The organism is Pseudomonas oryzihabitans (assembly GCF_032027545.1).
Lineage (GTDB): Bacteria > Pseudomonadota > Gammaproteobacteria > Pseudomonadales > Pseudomonadaceae > Chryseomonas > Chryseomonas oryzihabitans_F.
Genome location: NZ_JAVSJB010000010.1, coordinates 87,817 through 109,774, shown reverse-complemented (window position 1 = coordinate 109,774; position 21,958 = coordinate 87,817). Strand labels below are relative to the sequence as shown.

The 21,958-nt window shown below is 65.2% G+C and carries 22 protein-coding genes; 9 read left to right on the top strand and 13 right to left on the bottom strand.

Features of this window, described 5'->3' with window-relative positions; all coding sequences use genetic code 11:
* Window positions 1–2: 2 nt before the first annotated feature.
* Window positions 3–833 carry an oxidoreductase gene (locus RND78_RS17585; RefSeq protein WP_312730691.1) on the bottom strand — a complete coding sequence of 277 codons (831 nt, stop codon included), beginning with the start codon at window positions 831–833 and terminating at the stop codon, window positions 3–5.
* A 268-nt stretch (window positions 834–1,101) separates the two neighbouring features.
* On the opposite strand from RND78_RS17585, the gene RND78_RS17580 reads away from it, so the two are divergent.
* Window positions 1,102–1,842: an NPP1 family protein gene (locus RND78_RS17580; RefSeq protein ID WP_312730690.1), complete on the top strand. Its 741-nt coding sequence runs from the start codon at window positions 1,102–1,104 to the stop codon at window positions 1,840–1,842.
* 19 nt (window positions 1,843–1,861) lie between these two features.
* On the opposite strand, the gene hrpB is transcribed toward RND78_RS17580, so the two are convergent.
* A complete protein-coding gene (gene hrpB / locus RND78_RS17575; protein ID WP_312730689.1) occupies window positions 1,862–4,366 on the bottom strand; it encodes an ATP-dependent helicase HrpB in 2,505 nt (834 codons plus the stop codon).
* Between the two features lie 102 nt (window positions 4,367–4,468).
* On the opposite strand from hrpB, the gene RND78_RS17570 reads away from it, so the two are divergent.
* The 5 genes from RND78_RS17570 (at window position 4,469) to RND78_RS17550 (ending at window position 8,529) form a co-directional block, all read left to right on the top strand.
* Window positions 4,469–4,894 (top strand): polyribonucleotide nucleotidyltransferase, encoded by a 426-nt coding sequence (locus tag RND78_RS17570; RefSeq protein WP_312730687.1) that lies wholly within the window; start codon window positions 4,469–4,471, stop codon window positions 4,892–4,894.
* Window positions 4,894–5,808 carry a cation diffusion facilitator family transporter gene (locus RND78_RS17565; RefSeq protein ID WP_312730682.1) on the top strand — a complete coding sequence of 305 codons (915 nt, stop codon included), beginning with the start codon at window positions 4,894–4,896 and terminating at the stop codon, window positions 5,806–5,808. Before RND78_RS17570 ends, RND78_RS17565 begins: the two co-directional genes overlap by 1 nt.
* 81 nt (window positions 5,809–5,889) lie before the next feature.
* Window positions 5,890–7,419: an FAD-dependent oxidoreductase gene (locus RND78_RS17560; RefSeq protein ID WP_312730679.1), complete on the top strand. Its 1,530-nt coding sequence runs from the start codon at window positions 5,890–5,892 to the stop codon at window positions 7,417–7,419.
* Between the two features lie 9 nt (window positions 7,420–7,428).
* Entirely contained in the window at window positions 7,429–7,899 is a 471-nt protein-coding gene (locus RND78_RS17555; RefSeq protein WP_312730677.1) for a metallophosphoesterase family protein, read from the top strand.
* A 9-nt stretch (window positions 7,900–7,908) separates the two neighbouring features.
* Window positions 7,909–8,529 carry a flavin reductase family protein gene (locus RND78_RS17550; protein WP_312730676.1) on the top strand — a complete coding sequence of 207 codons (621 nt, stop codon included), beginning with the start codon at window positions 7,909–7,911 and terminating at the stop codon, window positions 8,527–8,529.
* Window positions 8,530–8,592: 63 nt separating this feature from the next.
* Here the strand turns inward: RND78_RS17550 and RND78_RS17545 are convergent, their stop codons facing one another.
* From RND78_RS17545 to RND78_RS17515, 7 genes are all read right to left on the bottom strand, one after another.
* A complete protein-coding gene (locus RND78_RS17545) occupies window positions 8,593–9,531 on the bottom strand; it encodes a glutathione S-transferase family protein (protein WP_312730675.1) in 939 nt (312 codons plus the stop codon).
* Window positions 9,519–9,845: a GIY-YIG nuclease family protein gene (locus RND78_RS17540; protein ID WP_409457073.1), complete on the bottom strand. Its 327-nt coding sequence runs from the start codon at window positions 9,843–9,845 to the stop codon at window positions 9,519–9,521. Before RND78_RS17540 ends, RND78_RS17545 begins: the two co-directional genes overlap by 13 nt.
* Window positions 9,842–10,534, bottom strand: coding sequence for a phosphatidylcholine synthase (gene pcsA / locus RND78_RS17535; protein WP_312730783.1), 693 nt, complete (start codon window positions 10,532–10,534; stop codon window positions 9,842–9,844). The genes RND78_RS17540 and pcsA overlap by 4 nt, the downstream gene beginning before the upstream one ends.
* Before the next feature lie 405 nt (window positions 10,535–10,939).
* Entirely contained in the window at window positions 10,940–11,707 is a 768-nt protein-coding gene (locus RND78_RS17530; RefSeq protein WP_059230213.1) for an amino acid ABC transporter ATP-binding protein, read from the bottom strand.
* Window positions 11,708–11,717: 10 nt separating this feature from the next.
* Window positions 11,718–12,818: an amino acid ABC transporter permease gene (locus RND78_RS17525; RefSeq protein WP_059230214.1), complete on the bottom strand. Its 1,101-nt coding sequence runs from the start codon at window positions 12,816–12,818 to the stop codon at window positions 11,718–11,720.
* A 9-nt stretch (window positions 12,819–12,827) separates the two neighbouring features.
* The gene (locus tag RND78_RS17520) at window positions 12,828–14,015 is read right to left on the bottom strand and encodes an amino acid ABC transporter permease (protein WP_312730666.1); all 1,188 of its coding nucleotides are present in this window, start codon (window positions 14,013–14,015) and stop codon (window positions 12,828–12,830) included.
* A 99-nt stretch (window positions 14,016–14,114) separates the two neighbouring features.
* Window positions 14,115–15,143, bottom strand: a complete 1,029-nt coding sequence (locus tag RND78_RS17515) for an amino acid ABC transporter substrate-binding protein (protein WP_312730664.1) — start codon at window positions 15,141–15,143, stop codon at window positions 14,115–14,117.
* 357 nt (window positions 15,144–15,500) lie between these two features.
* Here RND78_RS17515 and RND78_RS17510 point away from each other — a divergent pair, with 357 nt between their 5' ends.
* The 3 genes from RND78_RS17510 (at window position 15,501) to rhlB (ending at window position 18,887) form a co-directional block, all read left to right on the top strand.
* Window positions 15,501–16,157, top strand: coding sequence for an alpha/beta hydrolase (locus tag RND78_RS17510; protein WP_312730663.1), 657 nt, complete (start codon window positions 15,501–15,503; stop codon window positions 16,155–16,157).
* A gap of 205 nt (window positions 16,158–16,362) precedes the next feature.
* Entirely contained in the window at window positions 16,363–17,313 is a 951-nt protein-coding gene (locus tag RND78_RS17505) for a GGDEF domain-containing protein (RefSeq protein ID WP_312730662.1), read from the top strand.
* A 95-nt stretch (window positions 17,314–17,408) separates the two neighbouring features.
* Window positions 17,409–18,887 (top strand): ATP-dependent RNA helicase RhlB, encoded by a 1,479-nt coding sequence (gene rhlB / locus RND78_RS17500; protein ID WP_312730661.1) that lies wholly within the window; start codon window positions 17,409–17,411, stop codon window positions 18,885–18,887.
* Between the two features lie 166 nt (window positions 18,888–19,053).
* Here rhlB and moaE read toward each other — a convergent pair whose 3' ends face one another.
* From moaE to RND78_RS17480, 4 genes are all read right to left on the bottom strand, one after another.
* Window positions 19,054–19,509, bottom strand: coding sequence for a molybdopterin synthase catalytic subunit MoaE (gene moaE / locus RND78_RS17495; RefSeq protein WP_312730659.1), 456 nt, complete (start codon window positions 19,507–19,509; stop codon window positions 19,054–19,056).
* Window positions 19,510–19,511: 2 nt separating this feature from the next.
* Window positions 19,512–19,763 carry a MoaD/ThiS family protein gene (locus RND78_RS17490; RefSeq protein ID WP_312730657.1) on the bottom strand — a complete coding sequence of 84 codons (252 nt, stop codon included), beginning with the start codon at window positions 19,761–19,763 and terminating at the stop codon, window positions 19,512–19,514.
* Window positions 19,760–20,239, bottom strand: a complete 480-nt coding sequence (gene moaC / locus RND78_RS17485) for a cyclic pyranopterin monophosphate synthase MoaC (RefSeq protein WP_312730655.1) — start codon at window positions 20,237–20,239, stop codon at window positions 19,760–19,762. The genes RND78_RS17490 and moaC overlap by 4 nt, the downstream gene beginning before the upstream one ends.
* Window positions 20,240–20,379: 140 nt before the next feature.
* Complete coding sequence (locus tag RND78_RS17480) at window positions 20,380–21,771, bottom strand: PhoH family protein (protein ID WP_059230223.1); 1,392 nt, start codon at window positions 21,769–21,771, stop codon at window positions 20,380–20,382.
* Window positions 21,772–21,958: the final 187 nt, after the last annotated feature.

Genomic DNA, 21,958 nt, shown 5'->3' with positions numbered 1-21,958 from the left:
CCTCAGCCATCGGTAGAACGCGTCAGGGACTCCCAGCGCTCGATCTCCCGGCTGGCTTCGGCGAGCCGGTCGCGGACCCGTTGCAGCGCATCGCTACCCAGCAGCAACTGGGCGGGCGGCGCCGGCATGGCGATGAGCTGCAACAGCGCCTGGGCGGCCTTGCGCGGATCGCCCAGCTGCTTGCCACTCTTGGCCTCGCGCGCGGCCCGAATCGGCGCGAACTGCTCATCGTAGTCGGCGATGCTGCGCGGGGTACGCCGCATCGAACGACCCGCCCAGTCGGTACGAAAGGACCCTGGCGCCACCGCGGTGACATGCACCCCGAACGGTGCCAGTTCCTGCCCCAGGGCGGCGGAGATGCCTTCGAGGGCGAACTTGCTGCCGCAATAGTAGGAGACGCCCGGAAAGGTGATGGTGCCGCCCATGGAGGTGATATTGATGACATGGCCACGGCGGCGCTCGCGGAAAGTCGGCAGGAAGGCCTTGATCAGGGCCACCGCCGCGAAGACGTTGACCTCGAATTGCTGACGCAGCTCTTCCAGCGGTGATTCCTCGAGAATGCCCTCATGGCCGTAGCCGGCATTGTTCACCAGTACATCCACCGGACCATGCTCCGCCTGCACCTCGGCGACCACCGTCGCCAGGCGAGCGTAGTCCGTCACATCCAACAGGATGCCATGGGCCTGGGCCGACAAGGCGGCGAAGGCCTGCCGATCGGCTTCACGGCGCAGCGTACCGATGACGCGGTGGCCGGCCGCCAGGGCTTCCCGGGCCAGGGCGTTGCCCAGGCCACTGCTCACGCCGGTGATGAAAAGGGTCTTGCACTCGCTCATGGCTCGCTCCAGTCGTTGCGGAAGCGACCATGCTAGCGCCGGCACCCGACGTTCTCGCTGCCGAATCGTCTGGTGGTCTTGCCTAATCCGCTCAATGCCGCCCCTGGGACCCGGAACCCCGCCGCCACTGCCACCCAAACGTCACCGCTCTTAAACAGAACCAACAAGAACCGCACTGACAATGGGCGCCGAACCGGCTTTATCCGGTTTTCAACTCAACGAGGATTCAAACGAACATCCATTAGATGAATTCATGGAGAGAGTCTTTATGAGCCGTAAGATCTCGCTATTGATGGCAGCCACCGCGTTAACTACGACGACACCCGCCTTCGCGGCCGTGCTCGACCACGACAAGGTGCAACAGATCCCCGCCAATGCCACCGATGTGGAATTCTATTACCAGCCGATGATTGCCGACGGTCCGGATTCCTGTAACAACTATCCGGCCGTGGACTCCGCCGGCAACGTCAGTGGCGGCCTGCATCCCTCGGGCGCCCCGGATGGCCATTGCCGTGGCACCAATGGCCAGGTCTATTCGCGCATGGCCGAATACTATGACCACTGCGCGATCATGTATTCCTATTACTTCCCCAAGGATCAACCGCCGAACTATCTGGGCGCGGCCGGCGGTCATCGCCATGATTGGGAAAACATCGTGGTCTGGACCGACCAGTGCAAGGTCGGCTCGCCCATCTTGAAGATCGATTACTCGACCCACGGCAAGTATCGGGTCAACTACAACCCACCGCTCTGGCGTGGCCGGGACGGCTACCTGGCCAATGGGGTACATCCCAAGGTCGGCTACCATGCGACCTACGATGGCTTCGCCGATCATTCCCTCGACTGGACCAACGACAACGGCCGGAACCAGCCGCTGATCAGTTGGAGCCGGATGCCGGTCCCCGCCAAGAACACCCTGAACAGCTACGACTTCGGCGCCGCGAGCGTACCCTTCAAGGATGGCGGCGCCTTCTGGTCCAACCTGCAGAAAGCCTGGAACACTCAATAAGGCTCCGTTTCTAACGGCGTCACTGACCGCGCGGCTTGGCCCGCGCGGTCGGTTCGGCGACCAGCGGATCGTCCGGCCAGTAGTGCTTGGGATAGCGGCCCTTGAGGTCCTTCTTCACCTCGACGTAGGTGTTGGTCCAGAAACTGGCCAGGTCCTGGGTGACCTGTACCGGACGCCGCGCGGGCGAGAGCAGGTGCAGCTTGACCGCCAGGCGGCCGCCGGCGATGCGCGGGGTATCGGCCAGGCCGAACAGCTCCTGCAGGCGCACCGCCAGGACGGGCGGATACTCGCTGTAGTCCAGGCGGATGCCGGAACCGGAGGGCACCGCCAGGCTGCGGGGAGCCAATTCGTCCAGTTGGCGAGGCAGCGGCCAGGGCAGCAGGCTCTGGAGCATGCTCGCCAGGTCCAGGTTGGCGAAGTGGGCCAGCCGGGTGACGCGCTCCAGGTAAGGCAGCAGCCAATCCTCCAGGGTAGCCAGCAGCGCGGTGTCGCTCACGTCCGGCCAGTCGCTCGCCCCGCCCTGTTGCCGGTCGAGTTCGCGCAGCAGGGTGACGCGCGCCTGCCACTGGCGCAGCTCGGGTGTCCAGGGCAACAGCTCCAATCCCTTGCGCCGTACCAGGCCGAGCAGGGCCCGGCTGCGGGCGGTGGCGTCCAGGTTCTTCAAGGGTTCGCGGCTCAGCACCAGTTGGCCGATCCGCCGCTGGCGCTCGGCACGCAGCACGCCCTCGCGTTCGTCCCAATCCAGTTCGTCATGGCTCACGATCTGCTCGGCCAGGGGCCCGTCGAACAGCGCCGGGTCCAACTCGGCGGCCAGGTAGATGCGCTCTTCGCGTTGCCCCTGGCGACTGCCCAGGTCGGCCACCACCAGCCAGGGCGATTTCATCAGCGCATCCGGTTCGCCGAAGCTGGCCGCCCGCCCGTTGGCCAGGCGATAGTCCTGGCCGCCAGCCTTGCGCTGCTGGGCGATGCGATCGGGATAGGCGCAGGCCAGCAGCGCCCCGGTCCAGCGCGGATGTTCAGGGTCGGCCACCGGCGCTGCGGCTTGGCCGCGCAACAGGCCGCGATACTGGCGGACCAACTGCCGGATACGCGCCACGCCGCCGCGCGGGCCCCGGCCTTCGCCGGCCAGCAGCAGCAAGCGGGTGTGCAGGTCGGCGCCCCGCCCCGATGCCAGGTCGCGCTCGCCCAGCAGCGCCGCGATCTCGCAGGCGCGCTCGGCCAACCCCCAGGCCTGGCCGCGCAACAACAGATACGCCAGGCGCGGATGAGCCGGCAGGCCGCTCATGGCCTGGCCATGGGCGGTCAGAATGCCCTGCTCGTCCAGGGCGCCCAAACGCACCAGCAGGTCCCGTGCCTGGGCCAGGGCGGCGGCGGGTGGCGGGTCGAGCCAGGCCAGTTCCTCGGCACTCATGCCCCAGCGCGCCAGTTGCAGGGCCAGCCCGGCCAGGTCGGCCTGGAGGATCTCGGCGCTGTCGTAGGCCGGCAGTTGCTGGTGCAGCTCTTCCGACCAGAGTCGATAGCAGACACCCGGCTCCAGCCGTCCCGCACGACCCTGGCGCTGGGTGGCCGAGGCGCGCGAGATGCGCCGCGTGGTGAGCCGGGTCATGCCACTGCCGGGATCGAAGGCCGGTACCCGCGCCAGGCCCGCGTCCACCACCACTCGCACGCCCTCGATGGTCAGGCTGGTCTCGGCGATGTTGGTGGCCAGGACCACCTTGCGGCTGCCAGCCGGTGCCGGCTCGATGGCGGCGCGCTGGGCGGCCAGCTCCAGCTCGCCATGCAGCGGACAGAGCAGCACCCCGGCCGGCAACTGCTCGGCCAGCCGCTCGGCGGTGCGGCGGATCTCCGCCTGGCCGGGCAGGAACACCAGCAGACTGCCGGTTTCCTCATCCAGCGCCTGCAAGACGGTCGCCGCCACTCGCGCCTCCAGGCGCTCGTCCTGGCCCAATGGTCGGCTCCAGCGGGTCGTGACCGGGAACATACGTCCATCGCTGCGTACCACCGGCGCGCCACCGAGCAGCGCCGCGAGCCGTTCGCCTTCCAGGGTGGCGGACATCACCAGCACCTTGAGCGGCGTGTCGCGCAACAGCTCGCGACCGCTCAGGGTCAGCGCCAGGGCCAGGTCGGCATCCAGGCTGCGCTCGTGGAATTCGTCGAAGATCACCAGGCCGACGCCGTCCAGCGCCGGATCGTCCTGCAGGCGCCGGGTGAGAATGCCCTCGGTGACCACCTCGAGGCGGGTACGGGGTCCGACCCGGCTCTCCAGGCGGATGCGATAGCCCACGGTCTCGCCGACGCCCTCGCCCAACTCCGCGGCCAGCCGCTGGGCCGCGGCGCGGGCGGCCAGCCGCCGGGGTTCCAGCAGCAGGATGCGTTGGCCAGCCAGCCAAGGCTCGTCCAACAGCGCCAGAGGCACACGGGTGGTCTTGCCGGCACCGGGCGGCGCTTCCAGCACGCAGTCATCGCGGCTGGCGAGGGCCTGGCGCAGCTCGGGCAGGACAACATCGATGGGCAAGGGTGTCATTTGGCACGGCCGGTGGTCTCAACGGGGCGGGCAGTATAAAGCGTCTCGCCCGCCGTGATTCCGGCCGCTATAGTGGCGGCCTCATCCACCAGGAGGTTGTCTATGTCGATGCGTACCCGCGCGGTGTGTGGCGTCCTCGCCGCCGCCCTCTTCACCCAACTGACCGCCTGCGGCACCCTGTTCTATCCCGAGCGCCGCGGCCAGATCACCGGCAGCGGTCGTATCGATCCGGGCATCGTCGCCCTGGATGCCATCGGCCTGCTGTTCTACATCATCCCGGGCCTGATCGCCTTCGGCGTGGACTTCGCCAGCGGCGCCATCTACCTGCCCGACAACAAGCGCGCCGAAGTGGATCCGGCCGAGCTGAACAAGGCGGTGAACCCTGACGGCAGCGTCGACCGCGCCCGCCTCAAGGCCATCATCCAACAGGCCACCGGCCACAATCTGCCGCTGGACGATCCGCGCCTGCTGCAACGCAGCGGCAGCAGCGAGCAGCTTGCCAGCCTGGGTCTCGTACCCCGCGGCTGATGAGCGATCCGCATCGCACGGAACGGCTGCTGCGTCGTGCCACCACCGCCTCGGTAGCGGTGGCCACGACGCTGATCCTGGCCAAGGCCGTGGCCTGGTGGTTCAGCGGTTCGGTCAGCCTGCTCGCCGGGCTGACCGATTCGCTGCTCGACGGCCTCGCCTCGGTATTCAACCTGCTGGCCGTTCACTATGCCCTCAAGCCGGCGGACGACGACCATCGCTACGGCCACGGCAAGGCCGAGTCCCTCGCCGGCATCGCCCAGGCGGTGTTCATCGGCGTGAGCGCCGTGCTCATCGCCTGGCAGGCGGTCGGCCGTCTGCAGCAGCCCGAACCCCTGGGCGCCCATACCCTGGGCATTATCGTCACCCTGTTCTCGCTGGCCCTTACCGGACTACTGGTGGCCTACCAGCAGCACGTCATCCGCCTGACCGACTCCACGGTGGTCCGCGCCGATGCCCTGCACTACCGCTCCGATCTCCTGCTCAACCTGGGCATCCTCGTCGCCCTGGCGCTAACCGGCTTCGGCTGGTACTGGCTGGACCCGCTGTTCGGCCTGGCCATCGCCCTCTACATCCTCTGGAGCGCCTACGGCATCGCCCGGGATTCCTTTGGCGTGCTGATGGACCAGGAACTGCCCACCGACATCAGCGAGCACATGTTGCAACTGGCCTGCCAGGTGCCCGGCGTGGCCGGTGCCCACGACTTGCGGACGCGCATCTCCGGCAATCACTGGTTCGTGCAACTGCACCTGGAACTGCCGGGCGAGATCAGCCTGTCCCGCGCCCACGTGCTGTGCGACAGCGCCGAAGCCGCCATTCGCGCCGAGTATCCCCGTGCCGAGGTGCTGGTCCACGCCGATCCGCTGGACGCCCCGGACATCCCGCACCGTCATCCCCTGCCGCCCACCGCCTGAGCGGAACCCGGCGCCGCTGCGGTCTCTCGAATCCACTGAGCCTGATTCAGAGAGCACCCTGGAAGGTGCCGGGAGACCACCATGACTACCTTGCACCCGGTCGCGCGCCTCGCCGACCTGCGTGAAGACCGCGGTACGGCCGTCGAGATCGACGACACCGAAATTCTACTGCTAAGGGTCGGCGACGAGGTCCGCGCCTTCCAGGCCCAGTGCCCCCACGCTGGCGCCCCTCTGGCCGAGGGCGCCGTCTGCCAGGGGCGGCTGGTCTGCCCCTGGCACAAGGCGAGCTTCGCCGTGGACGACGGCCACCTCTGCGAGCCGCCAGCGCTGGACGCCCTGCAACGTTATCCAGTCGAGCTCCGCGACGGCGAGGTACTGGTAGGCACCGAGCCGCTGCCAGCGCACAGATCGGAAGTCCCGCACGATGCCCGTCTGTTCGTCATCGTCGGCGCGGGCGCTGCGGGGACGGCTGCTGCGGCCGCCCTACGCGAATTCGGCTTTGGCGGGCGCCTCCTGTTGATCGGCCATGAACCCGGCGAGCCCTATGATCGTACCGCCCTCTCCAAATTCGTCCTGCAAGGCGACCAGACACCGGAAGAAACCCCACCGCTACGCGACGCCGACTTCTTCCGCCAGCAGCGCATCGAACGCCTGCAGGCCGAGGTGGTGCGCCTGGACGCCCAGACGCGTCAGCTACAACTGGGCAATGGCCAGGTCCTGACCTACGACGGCTGCGTACTCGCCACCGGGGGCGACCCCAAACCGCTGGTCGTACCCGGCGCCGACCTCGAGGGCATCCACCTGCTGCGAACCCGCGCCGATGCCGCTGCCATCCTGGCCGAGCTGCCCGCCAAGGGCCGCGCGGTAATCGTCGGGGCCAGCTTCATCGGCCTGGAAGCCGCCTCCGCCCTGCGCCAGCAGGGGCTGGCGGTGGACGTGGTATCCCCCGCCTCCCTGCCCTTCGTCAAGCAAATGGGCGAGACCTTGGGTCAGCATTTCAAGACCCTGCACGAGGCCAACGGCGTGACCTTTCATGCACCCAGCGAAGTGGTGGTCTTCGAAGGCGACGATCAGGTTCGCCAGGTCAGACTCAAGGACGGTACCCGCCTACCCGCCGATCTCGTCCTGATCGGCACCGGCATCGCGCCGGCAACCGGCTTTATCGCCAATCTGCCGCTGGCGAATGACGACAGCGTCCCGGTGGATGCCCAGTTCAAGGCCGCCGAGGGTCTCTATGCGGCGGGTGACTTGGCTACCTTCCCCTTCGCCGGTCAGCCGACCCGCATCGAACACTGGCGCCTGGCCCAGCAACACGGCCGCCTGGCGGCGCGCAACCTGCTCGGCCACGCCGAGGACTACGCGGACGTGCCCTTTTTCTGGACGCTGCACCACGGCAAGAGATACGAATACCTGGGCCATCCGCGCCACTGGGACGACATGCACCTGGACGGTAGTCTTGGCGACCAGACCTTTGTCGCCCTGCTGCTGGCCGAGGACCTGGTGGTGGGGGTGGTGGCCTGCCAACGAGAACGTGCCACCGCGGTCCTTGTGCAGCGGCTGCGCCAGCCCCTGGATCGCGCCGAGGCGCTGGACATCCTGCGCGCCAACTGAGGATCTTGCATGGCCAAGCCCTATCACGTCGGCCTCATCGCCGATACCCACGGCCTGTTACGGCCCGAAGCCCTGGAGGCGCTGGCCGGCAGTGACTTCATCCTCCACGCCGGCGACATCGGCAAGCCCGAGATCCTCGATACCCTGCGCGAGCTGGCGCCGCTGGCCGTGGTGCGTGGCAACAACGACGATGCGCCCTGGGCCGACGACATCCCCGAGCGTGTCACCCTGATCCTCGCCGAGGTCGGCATCCATATGCTGCACATCCTGCCGGAGCTGGACCTGGACGCGGTGGACATCCCGGTGCGGGTGGTGATCAGCGGGCACTCACACAAACCGCTGATCGAGGAGCGCGCTGGCGTACTCTACGTCAACCCCGGCAGTGCCGGTCCGCGACGCTTTCGATTGCCGATCAGCGTCGGCCGCCTGACCCTGGACGCCGGCCAGGTCCAGGCCGAGATTCTGGAACTCACGTCTTGAGGAATCACAATGACCATCGACTACCACTACTACGAACCCAACCAGGGCCACGGCCTGCCCCACGACCCCTTCAATGCCATCGTCGCCCCCCGGCCCATCGGCTGGATCTCCTCCCACAGCGAGAGCGGCATCCTCAACCTGGCGCCCTACAGCTTCTTCAACGCCTTCAACTACAAGCCGCCGCTGATCGGCTTCTCCAGCCAGGGCTACAAGGACAGCGTGGCCAACATCGAGCGCACCGGCGAATTCGTGTGGAACCTGGCCACCCGCGAACTGGCCGAGGAAATGAACGCCAGCAGTGCCATGGTCGCACCCGAGGTGGACGAATTCGCCCTGGCCGGCCTGGAGCCTGCCGCTTCGACGGTGGTCAAGGTGCCACGGGTGGCCCGCGCCCAGGTGGCCTTCGAATGCAAGCTGAGCCAGATCGTGCGACTCAAGACCGCCGCGGGTGACGAGTTGGATCAGTGGCTGGTGCTGGGTGAGGTCGTGGCCGCGCACATCGATAAGCGCTTGCTGAAAGATGGCATCTACCAGACCGCCGCCGCCCACCCCATCGTCCGTGGCGGCGGACCAGCCGACTACTTCGAGATCACCGAGTCCGCGCTGTTCCGCATGCGCCGCCCCGACTGAGCGACCAGCCTTCTTCCAGAATGCAAAACGGCGCCCTGGGGCGCCGTTGGTACTCCTGCTGACCTAATTCCCCGCACTGACACGGAAATTCAGCCGTGGGAAGTGCACCTGGACCGCACCCAAACGCTCGTCATGACGCTTCACCACCAGGGATTCGCTGTCGGCATAGACCAGCTCGCCCGCGACCGGATCGACGCCATAGTCGGTCGCAGCCACCGTTACCGGGGTGCCCCAGGCAAGGCCCGCGATGGGTACGGCGCGCTCGAGCGGCAAGGCCAACGGTTCGGCCTCTCGTGCGATCTCCAGCGCCTGGTCCGCGCTCAGCTCTTCATGGGTGCCATGCCCGAAGCCCAGCACCCGTGCATACCAGGCCGCGATGTCCGGTCGCTCGTCGATCAGCGGCGCCAGTTGCGGCGTGCTCTTGAGGAACCAGAAATTATGCGCCAAGGCGATGTCGGCTACCGAGGGACCACCAAAGAGATAGTCACCGCCGCTGCGCTGCAACTGAATTTCCAGGCGCGCCAATAGGGTCGGCAATTGCTGCTGAGCCTGCTCGGCCGTCAAGCGCGTCAGGCTGCCACCGCTGAACAGCGCCTTGCGATCGTCGAGGAAGGCCTGGGCCTGCTCCGGCGGCAGCGTCGCCAGGCGTGGCCCCATGATCTCCGGTTGGAAGATCAGCGCCACCGCATGCTGGAACACTACCGAATCGGCCCAGGCGGCGAAGGCCGCGACGACCGCCTCCTGCCCTTGCGGAAACAACGCCGGCATCGCCTTTTCGGCATCCAGGCGGCGGGCGATCAGCGCGGTGTCGCAATAGACGTCGGCCCCCACCTGCAGCACCGGCGTCTTGCGATAACCACCGGTCAGCGCCGTCAACTCGGGCTTGGGCAGCATCCGTGGAATGATCACCGAACGCCAGGCCAGCCCCTTGAAGCCCAGGAGCAGGCGCGCCTTCTCGGCGAAAGGCGATTGCCAGTAGTGATGCAGAATCAACTCGGACATGACAGCGCTCCTGAGGCAGCCGCGGGCAGCGCAGCGGGCAGGGCCAGCACCAGCGCTTCCTTGGCTCGTTTGGGTAGTTTCTTGATCTGGATTTCCCGGCGCAGGGCGCTCGACCTGTCCGCGCAGGCTTCCACGTAGACCAGCGCTTGGGCCGGGCTGGAGGCGAAAAAGCGGGCACCGCGCCCGCTACGGTGCTGGGCGAAGCGTCGTTCGGGATCGTCGCTGATCCCGCAATAGAGCGCCTGATTCTCGGCGCGCACCAGATAGACGTACCAAGCGCGCGTGGGTGGCGGGAGGTTGTCGCTCACCGTCAGGCGAACCACTCCCGGGCGGTACGCCAGACGCACACGCCAACGAAGTAGATGCCACTGGCGAACCAGAGCACCATCAGCCACAGCGGCTTGTCGGGATGGACGAACACCATCAGGGCGCTACTGAGCAGCCATATGGAAGTCACGGTGATGTTCACCGCCATCAGCTGGCGCACGCGGAAGGGGTGCAGGAACTTGACGCGGGTCAGGGTCAGAGCCGCCAGCACCAGCACCACTGCCATGCTGAACCAGGGCGCCAGGTCCAGCACGTAGAAGTACAGCGCCACCACGTTCCAGGCCGCGGGAAAGCCAACGAAGTAATTGTCCGCACTCTTCATGTTCACATTGCAGAAACAGAACAGCGACGACAATAGGATGATGCCCACCGCCACCAGCTCGAAATGCACGGGCAGGGGAACGAAGCGATAGATGAAGATCGCCGGGATGAAGACGTAGGTCAGGTAGTCGACCACCAAGTCGAGGGCGGAGCCATCGAAATGGGGCAGCACTCGCTTGACTTCGAACTTGCGTGCCAGGGTACCGTCGAGGCCATCGACGAGCAGCGCGATGCCGAGCCACATGAGGCAACCCTTGGGCTGGCCGTCGACCAGGGCAAGCAGCGCCAGGAGCGCGAGGATCACACCGCTGGAAGTCACCGCATGGGCGCTCCAGGCTTTGGCTTTTGTCAGCATGAGCGGATGGGAAATGGAGTTCACGGGCGTCTCTCTATGATGACGGCTTCGACTGCCCGGCGCAGCGCATGTTCTGACGATGCGTCACGAAATCGGCGAAGAAGCCTGTGCACGGCAGGGCGAGCCTCAGCCGCCGACCCCGGAAACCGGGCGCCAAGGATCGAGGATACCGCGCCTTGACGCGCTTTGCCCGCCTTCCCGCCGAACGCCCGTGATTGGGTTCGCAGGCTGACGGGGCGGGCCGAGGCCCGCCCCGCCTCCCTTAGAAGCTGTTCACGATCTGCTGCGCGTCGGCCAAACGGCGTTGAAAATACCTTCGGAATGCTCATTTACCACTCGTAAACTCCGCTTCCTCAGGCATTTTCGCCTTGTTTGGCTCTAGCTCGCGAGATCGTGAACAGCTTCTTAGTGCAGGATCTGCCCGAGGAACAGGCGGGTCCGCTCGTTTTGCGGATTGTCGAAGAACTGGTCCGGTGCGGCCTGTTCGACGATCTCGCCCTTGTCCATGAAGATCACCCGGTTCGCCACGGTGCGAGCGAAGCCCATCTCGTGGGTCACGCAAAGCATGGTCATGCCGTCCTGGGCCAGGCCGATCATGGTGTCCAGTACCTCCTTCACCATCTCCGGGTCGAGGGCTGAGGTCGGTTCATCGAACAGCATGATGCGTGGCTGCATGCACAGCGCCCGGGCGATGGCCACCCGCTGCTGCTGGCCGCCAGAGAGTTGCCCAGGATACTTGTGGGCCTGCTCGGGGATGCGTACCCGCTGCAGATAGTGCATGGCGATCTCTTCGGCCTGCTTCTTCGGCATCTTGCGCACCCACATGGGCGCCAGGGTGCAGTTCTGCAGCACGGTCAGGTGCGGGAAGAGGTTGAAGTGCTGGAACACCATGCCGACTTCGCTGCGAATGGTCTCGATCTGCTTGAGATCGTTGGTCAGTTCGGTGCCATCGACGATGATCTGGCCCTTCTGGTGCTCTTCCAGGCGGTTGATGCAACGGATGGTGGTGGACTTGCCCGAGCCGGAGGGGCCGCACAGCACGATGCGCTCGCCCTGGGTCACGGTCAGGTTGATGTCCTTGAGCACGTGGAACTGGCCGTACCACTTGTTCACGTCCTTGAGCTGGATCATGACCTTGCTGCTGTCGACCTGCTGCTTGTTGCTTACGTTCATCTGATGACTCCTAACGCTTGTGGCCGGTGTTCAGCTTGCGCTCCAGGCGAGCGGAGTAGCTGGACATGGCGAAACAGAAAACCCAGTAGATCAGCGCTGCGAACACATAGCCCTCGGTGGACATGCCCAGCCAGGCCGGGTCCGAGGTGGCGCGCTTGATGCTGTTGAGCAGGTCGAACAGGCCGATGATGATCACCAGGCTCGAATCCTTGAACAGCGCGATGAAGGTGTTGACGATGCCCGGGATCACCAGCTTCAACGCCTGGGGCAGGATCACCAGGCCCATGGTGCGCCAGTAGCCCAGGCCCATCGCGGCGGCGGCTTCGTACTGGCCCTTGGGAATGGCCTGCATGCCACCACGAACCACCTCGGCGATGTAGGCGGCCTCGAAGATGATCACCATGACGATGGCGCGCAGCAGCTTGTCGAGGTTCATGCCCTCGGGCAGGAACAGCGGCAGCATCACCGACGACAGGAACAGCACCGTGATCAGCGGGATACCCCGCCAGAACTCGATCATGGTCACGGAGATGACCTTGATCGCCGGCAGATTGGAGCGTCGTCCCAGGGCCAGCAGGATGCCCAGCGGCAGCGCGCCGACGATGCCCACCGCCGCGATGACGATGGTCAGCATCAGGCCGCCCCACTCACTGGTGGGGACCACGCGCAGGCCCAGACCACCGTACAGTAGCCAGAAGGCGACCAGTGGGAAGATGACCAGCAGGGACAGGCCGTAGCGGGCCTTGTGCTTGAAGCTGTCGAGGAACAGCGGAATGGCACCAACCACGGCCAGCACCACGGTCAGATCGAACCGCCAGCGCTGGTCTTCCGGGTAGAAGCCGTACATGAACTGGCCGATACGTTCCTTGATGAACACCCAGCAGGCACCGCCCGGCGCGCAATCGGACCGGGTCGTGCCACTCCAGGTGGCATTGAGGAAGGCCCAGTTCACCACCGGCGGCACGATCAGCCAGACGAGGTAGAGGCCGAGCAGGGTCAGCAGGGTATTGCCGACGCTGGAGAACAGGTTGCCACGAATCCAGGCCAGGACACCGACGCTGGAAGGCGGCGGCGGCAGGTCCGGTTTGAAGGTATGGGTCTGGTTACTCATACGCGCTCCTTAACGCTCGATCAGCGCGATGCGCTTGTTGTACCAGTTCATCAGGATGCTGATGCTGATGCTGATGGCCAGGTACACGCTCATGGTGATGGCCATGGTCTCGATGGCCTGGCCGGTCTGGTTCAGCGTGGTACCGGCGAACAGTGCCACCATCTCCGGATAGCCCACCGCGGCACCCAGGGAGGAGTTCTTCATCAGGTTCAGATACTGGTTGGTCAGCGGGGGAATGATCACCCGCATAGCCTGGGGAATGATCACCAGGCGTAGCGTCAACCCGGGACGCAGGCCCAGGGAGCTGGCCGCTTCGGTCTGACCATGGCTGACCGCCTGGATACCGCCCCGTACCGTCTCACCGATGAAGGCGGCGGTGTAGACCGACAGCGCCAATGCCAGGGAGACCAGTTCCGGGATGATCACCCAGCCACCGCGCAGGTTGAAACCTTGCAGCTCCGGCAGCTCCCAATGGAACGGCTTGCCGAACACCAGTGCCGCCAGCAGCGGGAGGCCGATCACCAGCGCCAGGATCGTCCACAGCACCGGGAAGCGCTCGCCGGTGGCATGCCGACGCTTGCGCGCCCAACGGAACACGACGACGCTCGCCACGACGGCGATCAGAAACGCGATCAGGCCCGGGATGAAGCCCGCATCCGCGCTCGGGGCCGGCATGTACAGGCCGCGGTTGTTGACGAAGAAGGCGTCACCCAGGCTCAGACTCTGGCGCGGGCCAGGCAGCGGCGCGAGGACGGCGAAGTAGACGAAGAAGATCAGCAGCAACGGCGGAATGTTGCGGAAGATCTCGATGTAGATCGTGGCGACCTTGCGCAGCAGCCAGTTGCTGGACAACCGCGCCACGCCCACCGTGAAGCCGATGATGGTCGCCAGCACGATGCCGATCACCGAGACCAGCAGGGTGTTGAGCAGGCCGACCAGGAATACCCGGCCGTAGGTGTCACCCTCGGTATAGGGAATCAGGTGCTGGGGAATGCCGAAGCCGGCGGAGTTGTTGAGGAAACCGAAGCCCGAGGTGATCCCCCGGTGAGACAGGTTGGTCTGGGTGTTGTTGAACAGGAACCAGCCGAAGGCCACGACGGCGACGACGGCGACGACCTGGAACAGCCACGAACGTACCTGCGGGTCGGTCAGTAGCGACCCACGGACTGGTGGCGAGGTTTTGCTAACGTTTTGCATCTACTGGAAGCCTCATTAAACCCTCGCCCCGCAGCGCGAAAAGCGCTGCAGGGCGAGAATCTGCACATCCGGAAGGTGTCGGCGACTAAGGCGCCGAGATCAACGGACCGGCGGGGAGTACTGCAGGCCGCCTGCGTTCCACAGGGCGTTGAGACCACGCTTGATCTTCAGGTCGGAACCCATGCCGACGTTACGCTCGAAGACTTCGCCGTAGTTGCCGACCTGCTTGATGATGTTCAGTGCCCAGTCTTTCGGCAGCTTCAGGTCCTTGCCGAACTCGCCATCGGTGCCCAGCAGGCGACGGACGTCGGGGTTCTTGGAATCCTTGGCCTGGGCCTCCACGTTGGCGGAGGTCAGACCCAGCTCTTCGGCGCTGACCATGGCGAACTGTGCCCACTTGACGATGGTGAACCAGTCTTCGTCGCCACGACGGACGGCGGGAGCCAGGGGCTCCTTGGAGATGACCTCGGGCAATACGACGTAGTCGTCGGGCTTGGCCAGCTTGATGCGCTGGGCATAGAGCTGCGACTGGTCGGAGGTCAACACGTCGCAACGACCGGCTTCCATGGATTTGGCGCTTTCGTCGGAGGTGCTGTAGGTGATGGGGGTGAACTTCATGCCGCTGGAGCGGAAGTAGTCAGCCAGGTTCAGCTCGGTGGTGGTACCGGCCTGGATGCACACGGTGGCGCCGTCCAGTTCCTTGGCGCTCTTCACACCCAGCTTCTTGTTCACCAGGAAGCCCTGGCCATCATAGTAGGTCACGGCGGTGAACATCAGGCCCATGCCGCCATCGCGGGAGCTGGTCCAGGTGGTGTTGCGCGACAGAACGTCGATCTCGCCGGATTGCAGCGCGGTGAAGCGCTCCTTGGCGGTGAGGGGGGTGAAACGCACCTTGGAGGCATCGCCGAACACGGCGGCGGCGACGGCGCGGCAGACGTCCACGTCGATACCCTTGTATTCACCCTTGGAGTCGGTGAAGGAGAAACCCGGCAGGCCATCGCTGACGCCGCATTGCACGAACCCCTTGTTCTTTACTGCATCCAGAGTAGCGCCCGCCTGAGCCATGCTGGACAGACCCAGAGCGGCGGCGGTGGTCAGAATTGCCAGGGTGGACTTCACCATCTTCATCGATAAGCTCCAATGTGTTTATGAATTGCGTTCCAGCGGTACGGCGCCGCGATGTCTCTCGCGTGATGACCGTACAACCTGCCCGAACCAGCGATCCCCGGCAACGCGAAGACAGCGGTCTGACATGGGCGCAACCAGGCAGGGCAGCGGTGTTACCTGTTGGTGCACTGCCCGGTCGTGCATTAATTGAGGCAATTAGCGGACCAGCGGATGCGACAACACCGCTCCCTGCGCAAACCGCCGGCTCGTGGACTTCTGGCAAAAAATCGCCAGAAAAAATTACGATAATGCGACATTGATCCTGCGCACCAACTGTTACCACACCGCTCTTTGAGAGCCCCACTTTGGAGCAAAACCTTGGAAAACCTTCCTCTTGTGCTGGAATCGGCCGCCGGATCGGCCGATAGTTGCGTCATCTGGTTGCATGGCCTGGGTGCGTCCCGGCACGACTTCCAGCCGGTGGCCGAACTGCTGCAACAGACGCTCAAGCGAACGCGCTTCATCCTGCCCCAGGCACCGACTCGCCCGGTCACCATCAACGGCGGCTGGGCCATGCCCTCCTGGTACGACATCCTGGCCATGAATCCGGCCCGTGCCATCGACCGGGCACAGCTCGAAGAATCGGCCGCCACGGTCCAGGCGCTCATCGCGCAGCAGCGCGCCCAAGGCATCCCGGCTGAACGCATCGTACTGGCAGGCTTCTCCCAGGGTGGCGCAGTGGTGTTACACGCTGCCTACAACACGCCTTGCGTGACGCTCGGGGGCGTCATGGCGCTCTCGACCTACGCACCCAGCTTCGACAGTGACCAGTCGAACCGCGGCGGCACCACGCCGGCGCTCTGCCTGCATGGCGTCCAGGACGACGTGGTGCCCCTCGCCTTGGGACGCGCCGCCTACGAGGCGCTGACCGCCGCGGGCGTGGAAGCGCTCTGGCACGACTATCCCATGCGTCACGAGGTCATTCCGGCGGAAATCAAGGACATCCAGGCCTGGTTGCAGGACCGCCTCGGCTGACGCGAAAGGCAGCATTTCGTTCCAGGGCGTTTTTTGGAAACCGGTCGACACTTCGCGACATCTGGCGCTGAAAGCGGGCTTCCGTGACGGGAAACGAACGAACTTTGCGGGGCTCGTCCGGTCCAGTGTGGGTGCCTGAAGGTCGTGATGTGCATGGAGCAGCTATGGTCCGAGTTTTCCTTTCAGCCCATGGGGTGATCTGTTGATGGCTGCGCCCTTGTCGCTGTGGTTGGCCGAAGTGCCGGTCTCTTCCCTGAAGGATCTGCGCCTGTTCAAAGGCGTGGAAACCCATCTGCTGGAAGCCCTTATCGCCCGTTCGGCGACGCGTAGCCTGGCGGCTGGCGAATGCCTGTTGTCGCCCGCACAGCCCAACCACTGCATGTATCTCATCCTTGAGGGACGGCTGCGCGTGCACCTGGGCTCTCCGGAGAATCCCCCCATCTATCTGCTGGGGGTGGGTGAGTGCTCGGGCGAGATCAGCTTCCTGGATAGCGAAAGACCCAGTGCCCACGTCATCGCCGAGGCCGACACCCGGGTCCTCTGCCTGCACCGCGACCTGCTGCTGGAGCTGATCGAGCGCTCGGCCAAGGCCATGCACAACCTGCTCGGCATCCTCTGCGAGCGGATGCGCCGGGGCAATCAGCTCATCGTCGACACCGAACGCAACGCCAACGTCGACACCCTGACCGGCCTGTTCAATCGCCGGCGGCTCGAGCAACTGTTCGAACGCGAGAGCACCCGGTGCGCCTTCAATCGGCAGCCGCTGAGCCTGCTGATGCTCGATGTGGATCACTTCAAGCACTACAACGACACCTATGGCCACCTGGCGGGCGACTATGCGCTGTGCCTGGTTGCCAATACGCTGCGGGATCAGCTGCGCCCCAAGGACAGCATGGCCCGCTACGGTGGCGAGGAATTCGTCATCCTGCTACCGGAGATCGACCGCGACGAGTCCATCGCCATCGCCGAGCGCCTGCGCCAGAGCCTGGCGGACATCAAGGATTTCTATTCGCCCTGCGGCAAGCTGCCGGGGGTCACCGTCTCCATCGGCGTGGCGCAGATGCGCAAGGCCGATACCCTCGACGAACTGGTCGGGCGCGCCGACAAGTCGCTCTACCAGGCCAAGGACGGCGGGCGAAATCGGATCTGTGGCTAGCCCGACCGTCACGGCGTTCGGCAGGTAGTTGTTGCTGGGCACGTAGGTTGCTTTACACTGCGGTCTCATTCCGCTTTCGATGATCGAGACCTTCCGTGCTCAAGGCACTCAAAAAATTTCTGGGCAAGGACCAGGACGGCGCTCAGCCGGCCTCCCCCGCTACGCCCCAAGTGAATCCCAGCGTCGCCCCCGCAATCCCTGCGACGCCTGCTGTCGCTACCCCCGCGCCCCAGGCCGAGCGCGCGCCCCGCAAACCCAAGCCCCAGGACGGCGCCCCGGCGCAGGACGCCCGCCCGGCCGCGGAAAAGCCTGCCAAGGCTCGCCGCGAACGTAGCCCGCGCAAACCCAAGCCGGTCGACACCTGGAAGCTGGAAGACTTCGCCGTCGAGCCCCAGGAAGGCAAGACGCGCTTCCACGACTTCAACCTCGACCCGCGGCTGATGCATGGCATCCACGACCTGGGCTTCCCCTACTGCACGCCGATCCAGGCGCAGGTGCTGGGCTTCACCCTCAAGGGCCAGGACGCCATCGGCCGCGCCCAGACCGGCACCGGCAAGACCGCCGCTTTCCTGATCTCCACCATCACCCAGCTGCTGACCACCCCGCCGCCCAAGGAAAGATACATGGGCGAGCCGCGGGCGCTGATCATCGCGCCGACCCGCGAGCTGGTGGTGCAGATCGCCAACGATGCTCTGGACCTGGCCAAGTACACCGGGCTGAACGTCATGAGCTTCGTCGGCGGCATGGACTTCGACAAGCAGCTCAAGCAGCTCGAAGCCCGCTACTGCGACATCCTGGTAGCCACTCCAGGCCGCCTGCTGGACTTCAACCAGCGTGGCGAGGTGCACTTGGACATGGTCGAGGTCATGGTGCTGGACGAGGCCGACCGCATGCTGGACATGGGCTTCATCCCCCAGGTCCGCCAGATCATTCGCCAGACCCCGCCCAAGAGCGAACGCCAGACCCTGCTGTTCTCCGCCACCTTCACCGAAGACGTGATGAATCTGGCGCGGCAGTGGACCACCGATCCGGCCATCGTCGAGATCGAGCCGGAAAACGTGGCCAGCGATACGGTCGAGCAGCACGTCTATGCGGTCTCTTCCAGCGACAAATACAAGTTGCTCTACAACCTGGTCGCCCAGAACAACTGGGCGCGGGTGATGGTGTTCGCCAATCGCCGTGACGAGGTACGCCGCATCGAGGAGCGTCTGACCAAGGACGGCATCAGCGCCGCCCAGATGTCGGGAGACGTACCTCAGCACAAGCGCATTAAGACCCTGGAAGGCTTCCGCGCTGGGAAGATCCGCGTGCTGGTGGCCACCGACGTCGCCGGTCGTGGCATCCACGTAGACGGCATCAGCCACGTGATCAACTTCACCTTGCCGGAAGACCCGGACGACTACGTGCACCGCATCGGCCGTACGGGGCGTGCCGGCGCCAGCGGCACCTCCATCAGCTTCGCCGGCGAGGACGATGCCTTCGCCCTGCCGCCCATCGAAACCCTGCTGGGCCGCAAGATCTCCTGTGAAATGCCTGCGGCCGAGTTGCTCAAGCCGGTGCCGCGGCAACGTTAAGGCGGCCCGCTCAAGGGCTGTCATAGCGGTCCGCCGAGGCGGTTGTTCCGCTCTCATCGCGGCCATGGGCCGCTCCTACAGGAGTGCTATATACCTGAAGGAGCGGCCCATGGCCGCGATCAGTTTCCAGGAGGGAAAATCCTCCATCGCCTCGTGTCTTTCTCCATCAGTCCTTCGCCCAACGCCCCGCGGCATCCTGGTCGCTGGCACGCCCTTCGACCCAGCGCGGGCCTTCGGACGTATCTTCCTTCTTCCAGAAGGGCGCGCGGGTCTTGAGGTAGTCCATCACGAAGTTGCAGGCATCGAAGGCGGCCTGGCGGTGGGCGCTGGCGGTGCCGACGAAGACGATGGGCTCGCCCGGCTCCAGCCGTCCGATGCGATGCAGGATATCGACCCTGAGCAGCGGCCAACGCTGATTGGCCTCCTCGACGATGCGCGCCAGTGCCTTCTCGGTCATGCCGGGGAAATGCTCGAGGAACAGGCCACCGACGTCACGTCCATCGTTGAAATCCCTGACGTAGCCGACGAACCCCACCACCGCTCCGATACCGGTATTGGCGGCGTGCAGGGCACTGAGTTCCTGACCGGGATCGAAGGCGCCGGCCTGCACACGGATGGCCATGCTCAACCTCCGGTCACGGTGGGGAAGAAGGCGACCTCGTCGCCGTCGCGCAGCGGCTCGGCCAGGCCGCAGAGTTCTTCGTTGCGGGCACACATCAAGCCTTGTTCGCCCAGGGTCTCGGCCCATTGGCCGCCACGCTGGACCAGGTGTTCACGTAGGTCGCCGACAGTGGCCAGATCCGGCTCCCAGGCCAAGGTCTCTTCGGCACGGCCCAGTGTCTCGCGATAGCGGGCGAAGAATTGCACGCGGATCATGCCGGCTGCTCCCCGGCACGGAAGTGACCGCTCTTGCCACCGCTCTTTTCCAGCAGGCGCACCGCCTCGATGGTCATGCCGCGGTCCACCGCCTTGCACATGTCGTAGAGAGTGAGCGCCGCGACGCTGGCGGCGGTCAGGGCTTCCATTTCCACGCCGGTCTGGCCGGAGAGTTTGCAGGTGGCTGCGATCCGCACGGCATCGGGTGCTTCGGCGGTGAGGGCGACCTTGACGCTGGTGAGCATCAGCGGATGGCAGAGGGGAATGAGATCGGCCGTCTTCTTCGCCGCCTGGATGCCGGCGATACGGGCCACGGCGAAGACGTCGCCCTTGGGATGGCCGCCGCTCTGGATCAGATCGAGGGTTTCCGGACGCATGCGCACCCGGGCTTCGGCCGTGGCTTCACGGAAGGTCACCTGCTTGTCGGTGACGTCGACCATGTTGGCACGGCCTTGGGAATCGAGATGGGTCAGCACGGCATGACTCCTGGAAAAGACCTGCCATTGTAGACCCGCCACTAGGGATTTGATCCCCGCCCACGGCCGGACGGGGATCAAGGGCTGCGTCTGAAAAGTGCCTGGGCTCGCTCGGCGGCTTTTCAGACAAGCCCTAGCCGTTACAGATGAGCCTCGGCGTATTCGGCGAGGACGGAACGCGGCACGCCCTGCAGGGTGATGTGCACGCCATGGTTGAAGCCTTTGAAGCGCTCGGAAAGGTAGGTGAGGCCCGAGCTGGTGGCCGAGAGGTAGGGGGTGTCGATCTGCGCCAGGTTGCCCAGGCAGATCACCTTGGAACCGCTGCCGGCACGGGTGATGATGGTCTTCATCTGGTGCGGGGTGAGGTTCTGGCACTCATCGATGAGGATCAGGCTCTGCTGGAAGCTGCGGCCGCGGATATAGTTCAGGGATTTGAACTGCAGCGGCACCTTGCTGAGGATGTAGTCCACGCTGCCGTGGGGGTTGTGATCATCCATGTGCAGGGCTTCGAGGTTGTCGGTGATGGCGCCCAGCCAGGGCTCCATCTTCTCGGCCTCGGTGCCGGGCAGGAAGCCGATGTCCTCGTCCAACCCCTGGACGCTACGGGTGGCGATGATGCGGCGATACCTCTTGGTGACCATGGTCTGCTCGATGGCCGCGGCCAGCGCCAGGATGGTCTTGCCCGAACCGGCGGCGCCGGTGAGGTTGACCAGATGGATGTCCGGCTCCAACAGGGCGAACAGCGCCAGCGCCTGGTAGATGTCGCGGGGCTTGAGGCCCCAGGCCTCCTGGTGCATCAGGGGTTCCTGGTGCATGTCGAGCAGGATCACCTCGCCGTCGCGCACCGCCTTGACCCAGCCGACGAAGCCCTGCTCGTCGAGTACGAAGTCGTTGACGTTGAAGGGCGGCAATTCGGCGGAGAGCTGGACGCGATGCCAGACCCGGCCCAGCTCCTGACGGCTTTCGACCTTGCTGACGTTGTCCCAGAAGGACCCGGGGATATTGTGGTAACCCTGGGAGAGCAGGGAAACGTCATCGAGCAACTGATCGGTCTGGTAGTCCTCCGCCGCGATGCCGCAGCCACGCGCCTTGAGGCGCATGTTGATGTCCTTGGTGACCAGTACCACCCGCTCCTGGGGATGCTGGGTCCGCAGTTCGACGAGTTGGTTGATGATGCGGTTGTCGTTGATGTCGTCGGGCAGGCAGGCCATGGGCCCGGCGCGCCGCCCCATGAGGATGGACAGGCGCCCCTTGGCCTCGCCCTTGCCGCGGGGAATGGGTACGCCTCGCTCGACGTCCTCGGGCGAGGATTCGGCCAGGATACTATCGATCAGGCGGATCGCCTGCCGGCACTCGGCGGCGACGTTGTGCTTGCCGGTCTTGAGCTTGTCGAGTTCCTCCAAGACCGTCATGGGAATGGCGACATGGTGCTCCTCGAAGTTGAGCAGCGCGTTCGGGTCGTGGATCAGTACGTTGGTGTCGAGCACATAGAGGGTGGGCTGGGTGGGGCGGGAACGTCCGTGATCATCCATACTCGGTCACCTCGTCAGAAACGCTTGACTCGCAAGCCAGTCGACGGAGCGCCAGGCGGCGCTCCGCGGCGAAAGGTGCCGTCGCTCCAGCAACGGGTTCACGGACCGGCCAACATGAGGGCACGGGACCCGAGAGATGCGACGGACACTTCGGTAATAACGCAAAAAACCTTGGGCACAAAAGCTT

Coding starts and splice junctions, on each gene's coding strand:
- RND78_RS17585 (WP_312730691.1), bottom strand. CDS start 833: ATGAGCGAGTGCAAGACCCTTTTCATCACCGGCGTGAGCAGTGGCCTG.
- RND78_RS17580 (WP_312730690.1), top strand. CDS start 1,102: ATGAGCCGTAAGATCTCGCTATTGATGGCAGCCACCGCGTTAACTACG.
- hrpB (WP_312730689.1), bottom strand. CDS start 4,366: ATGACACCCTTGCCCATCGATGTTGTCCTGCCCGAGCTGCGCCAGGCC.
- RND78_RS17570 (WP_312730687.1), top strand. CDS start 4,469: ATGTCGATGCGTACCCGCGCGGTGTGTGGCGTCCTCGCCGCCGCCCTC.
- RND78_RS17565 (WP_312730682.1), top strand. CDS start 4,894: ATGAGCGATCCGCATCGCACGGAACGGCTGCTGCGTCGTGCCACCACC.
- RND78_RS17560 (WP_312730679.1), top strand. CDS start 5,890: ATGACTACCTTGCACCCGGTCGCGCGCCTCGCCGACCTGCGTGAAGAC.
- RND78_RS17555 (WP_312730677.1), top strand. CDS start 7,429: ATGGCCAAGCCCTATCACGTCGGCCTCATCGCCGATACCCACGGCCTG.
- RND78_RS17550 (WP_312730676.1), top strand. CDS start 7,909: ATGACCATCGACTACCACTACTACGAACCCAACCAGGGCCACGGCCTG.
- RND78_RS17545 (WP_312730675.1), bottom strand. CDS start 9,531: ATGTCCGAGTTGATTCTGCATCACTACTGGCAATCGCCTTTCGCCGAG.
- pcsA (WP_312730783.1), bottom strand. CDS start 10,534: ATGCTGACAAAAGCCAAAGCCTGGAGCGCCCATGCGGTGACTTCCAGC.
- RND78_RS17530 (WP_059230213.1), bottom strand. CDS start 11,707: ATGAACGTAAGCAACAAGCAGCAGGTCGACAGCAGCAAGGTCATGATC.
- RND78_RS17525 (WP_059230214.1), bottom strand. CDS start 12,818: ATGAGTAACCAGACCCATACCTTCAAACCGGACCTGCCGCCGCCGCCT.
- RND78_RS17520 (WP_312730666.1), bottom strand. CDS start 14,015: ATGCAAAACGTTAGCAAAACCTCGCCACCAGTCCGTGGGTCGCTACTG.
- RND78_RS17515 (WP_312730664.1), bottom strand. CDS start 15,143: ATGAAGATGGTGAAGTCCACCCTGGCAATTCTGACCACCGCCGCCGCT.
- RND78_RS17505 (WP_312730662.1), top strand. CDS start 16,363: ATGGCTGCGCCCTTGTCGCTGTGGTTGGCCGAAGTGCCGGTCTCTTCC.
- moaE (WP_312730659.1), bottom strand. CDS start 19,509: ATGGCCATCCGTGTGCAGGCCGGCGCCTTCGATCCCGGTCAGGAACTC.
- RND78_RS17490 (WP_312730657.1), bottom strand. CDS start 19,763: ATGATCCGCGTGCAATTCTTCGCCCGCTATCGCGAGACACTGGGCCGT.
- RND78_RS17480 (WP_059230223.1), bottom strand. CDS start 21,771: ATGGATGATCACGGACGTTCCCGCCCCACCCAGCCCACCCTCTATGTG.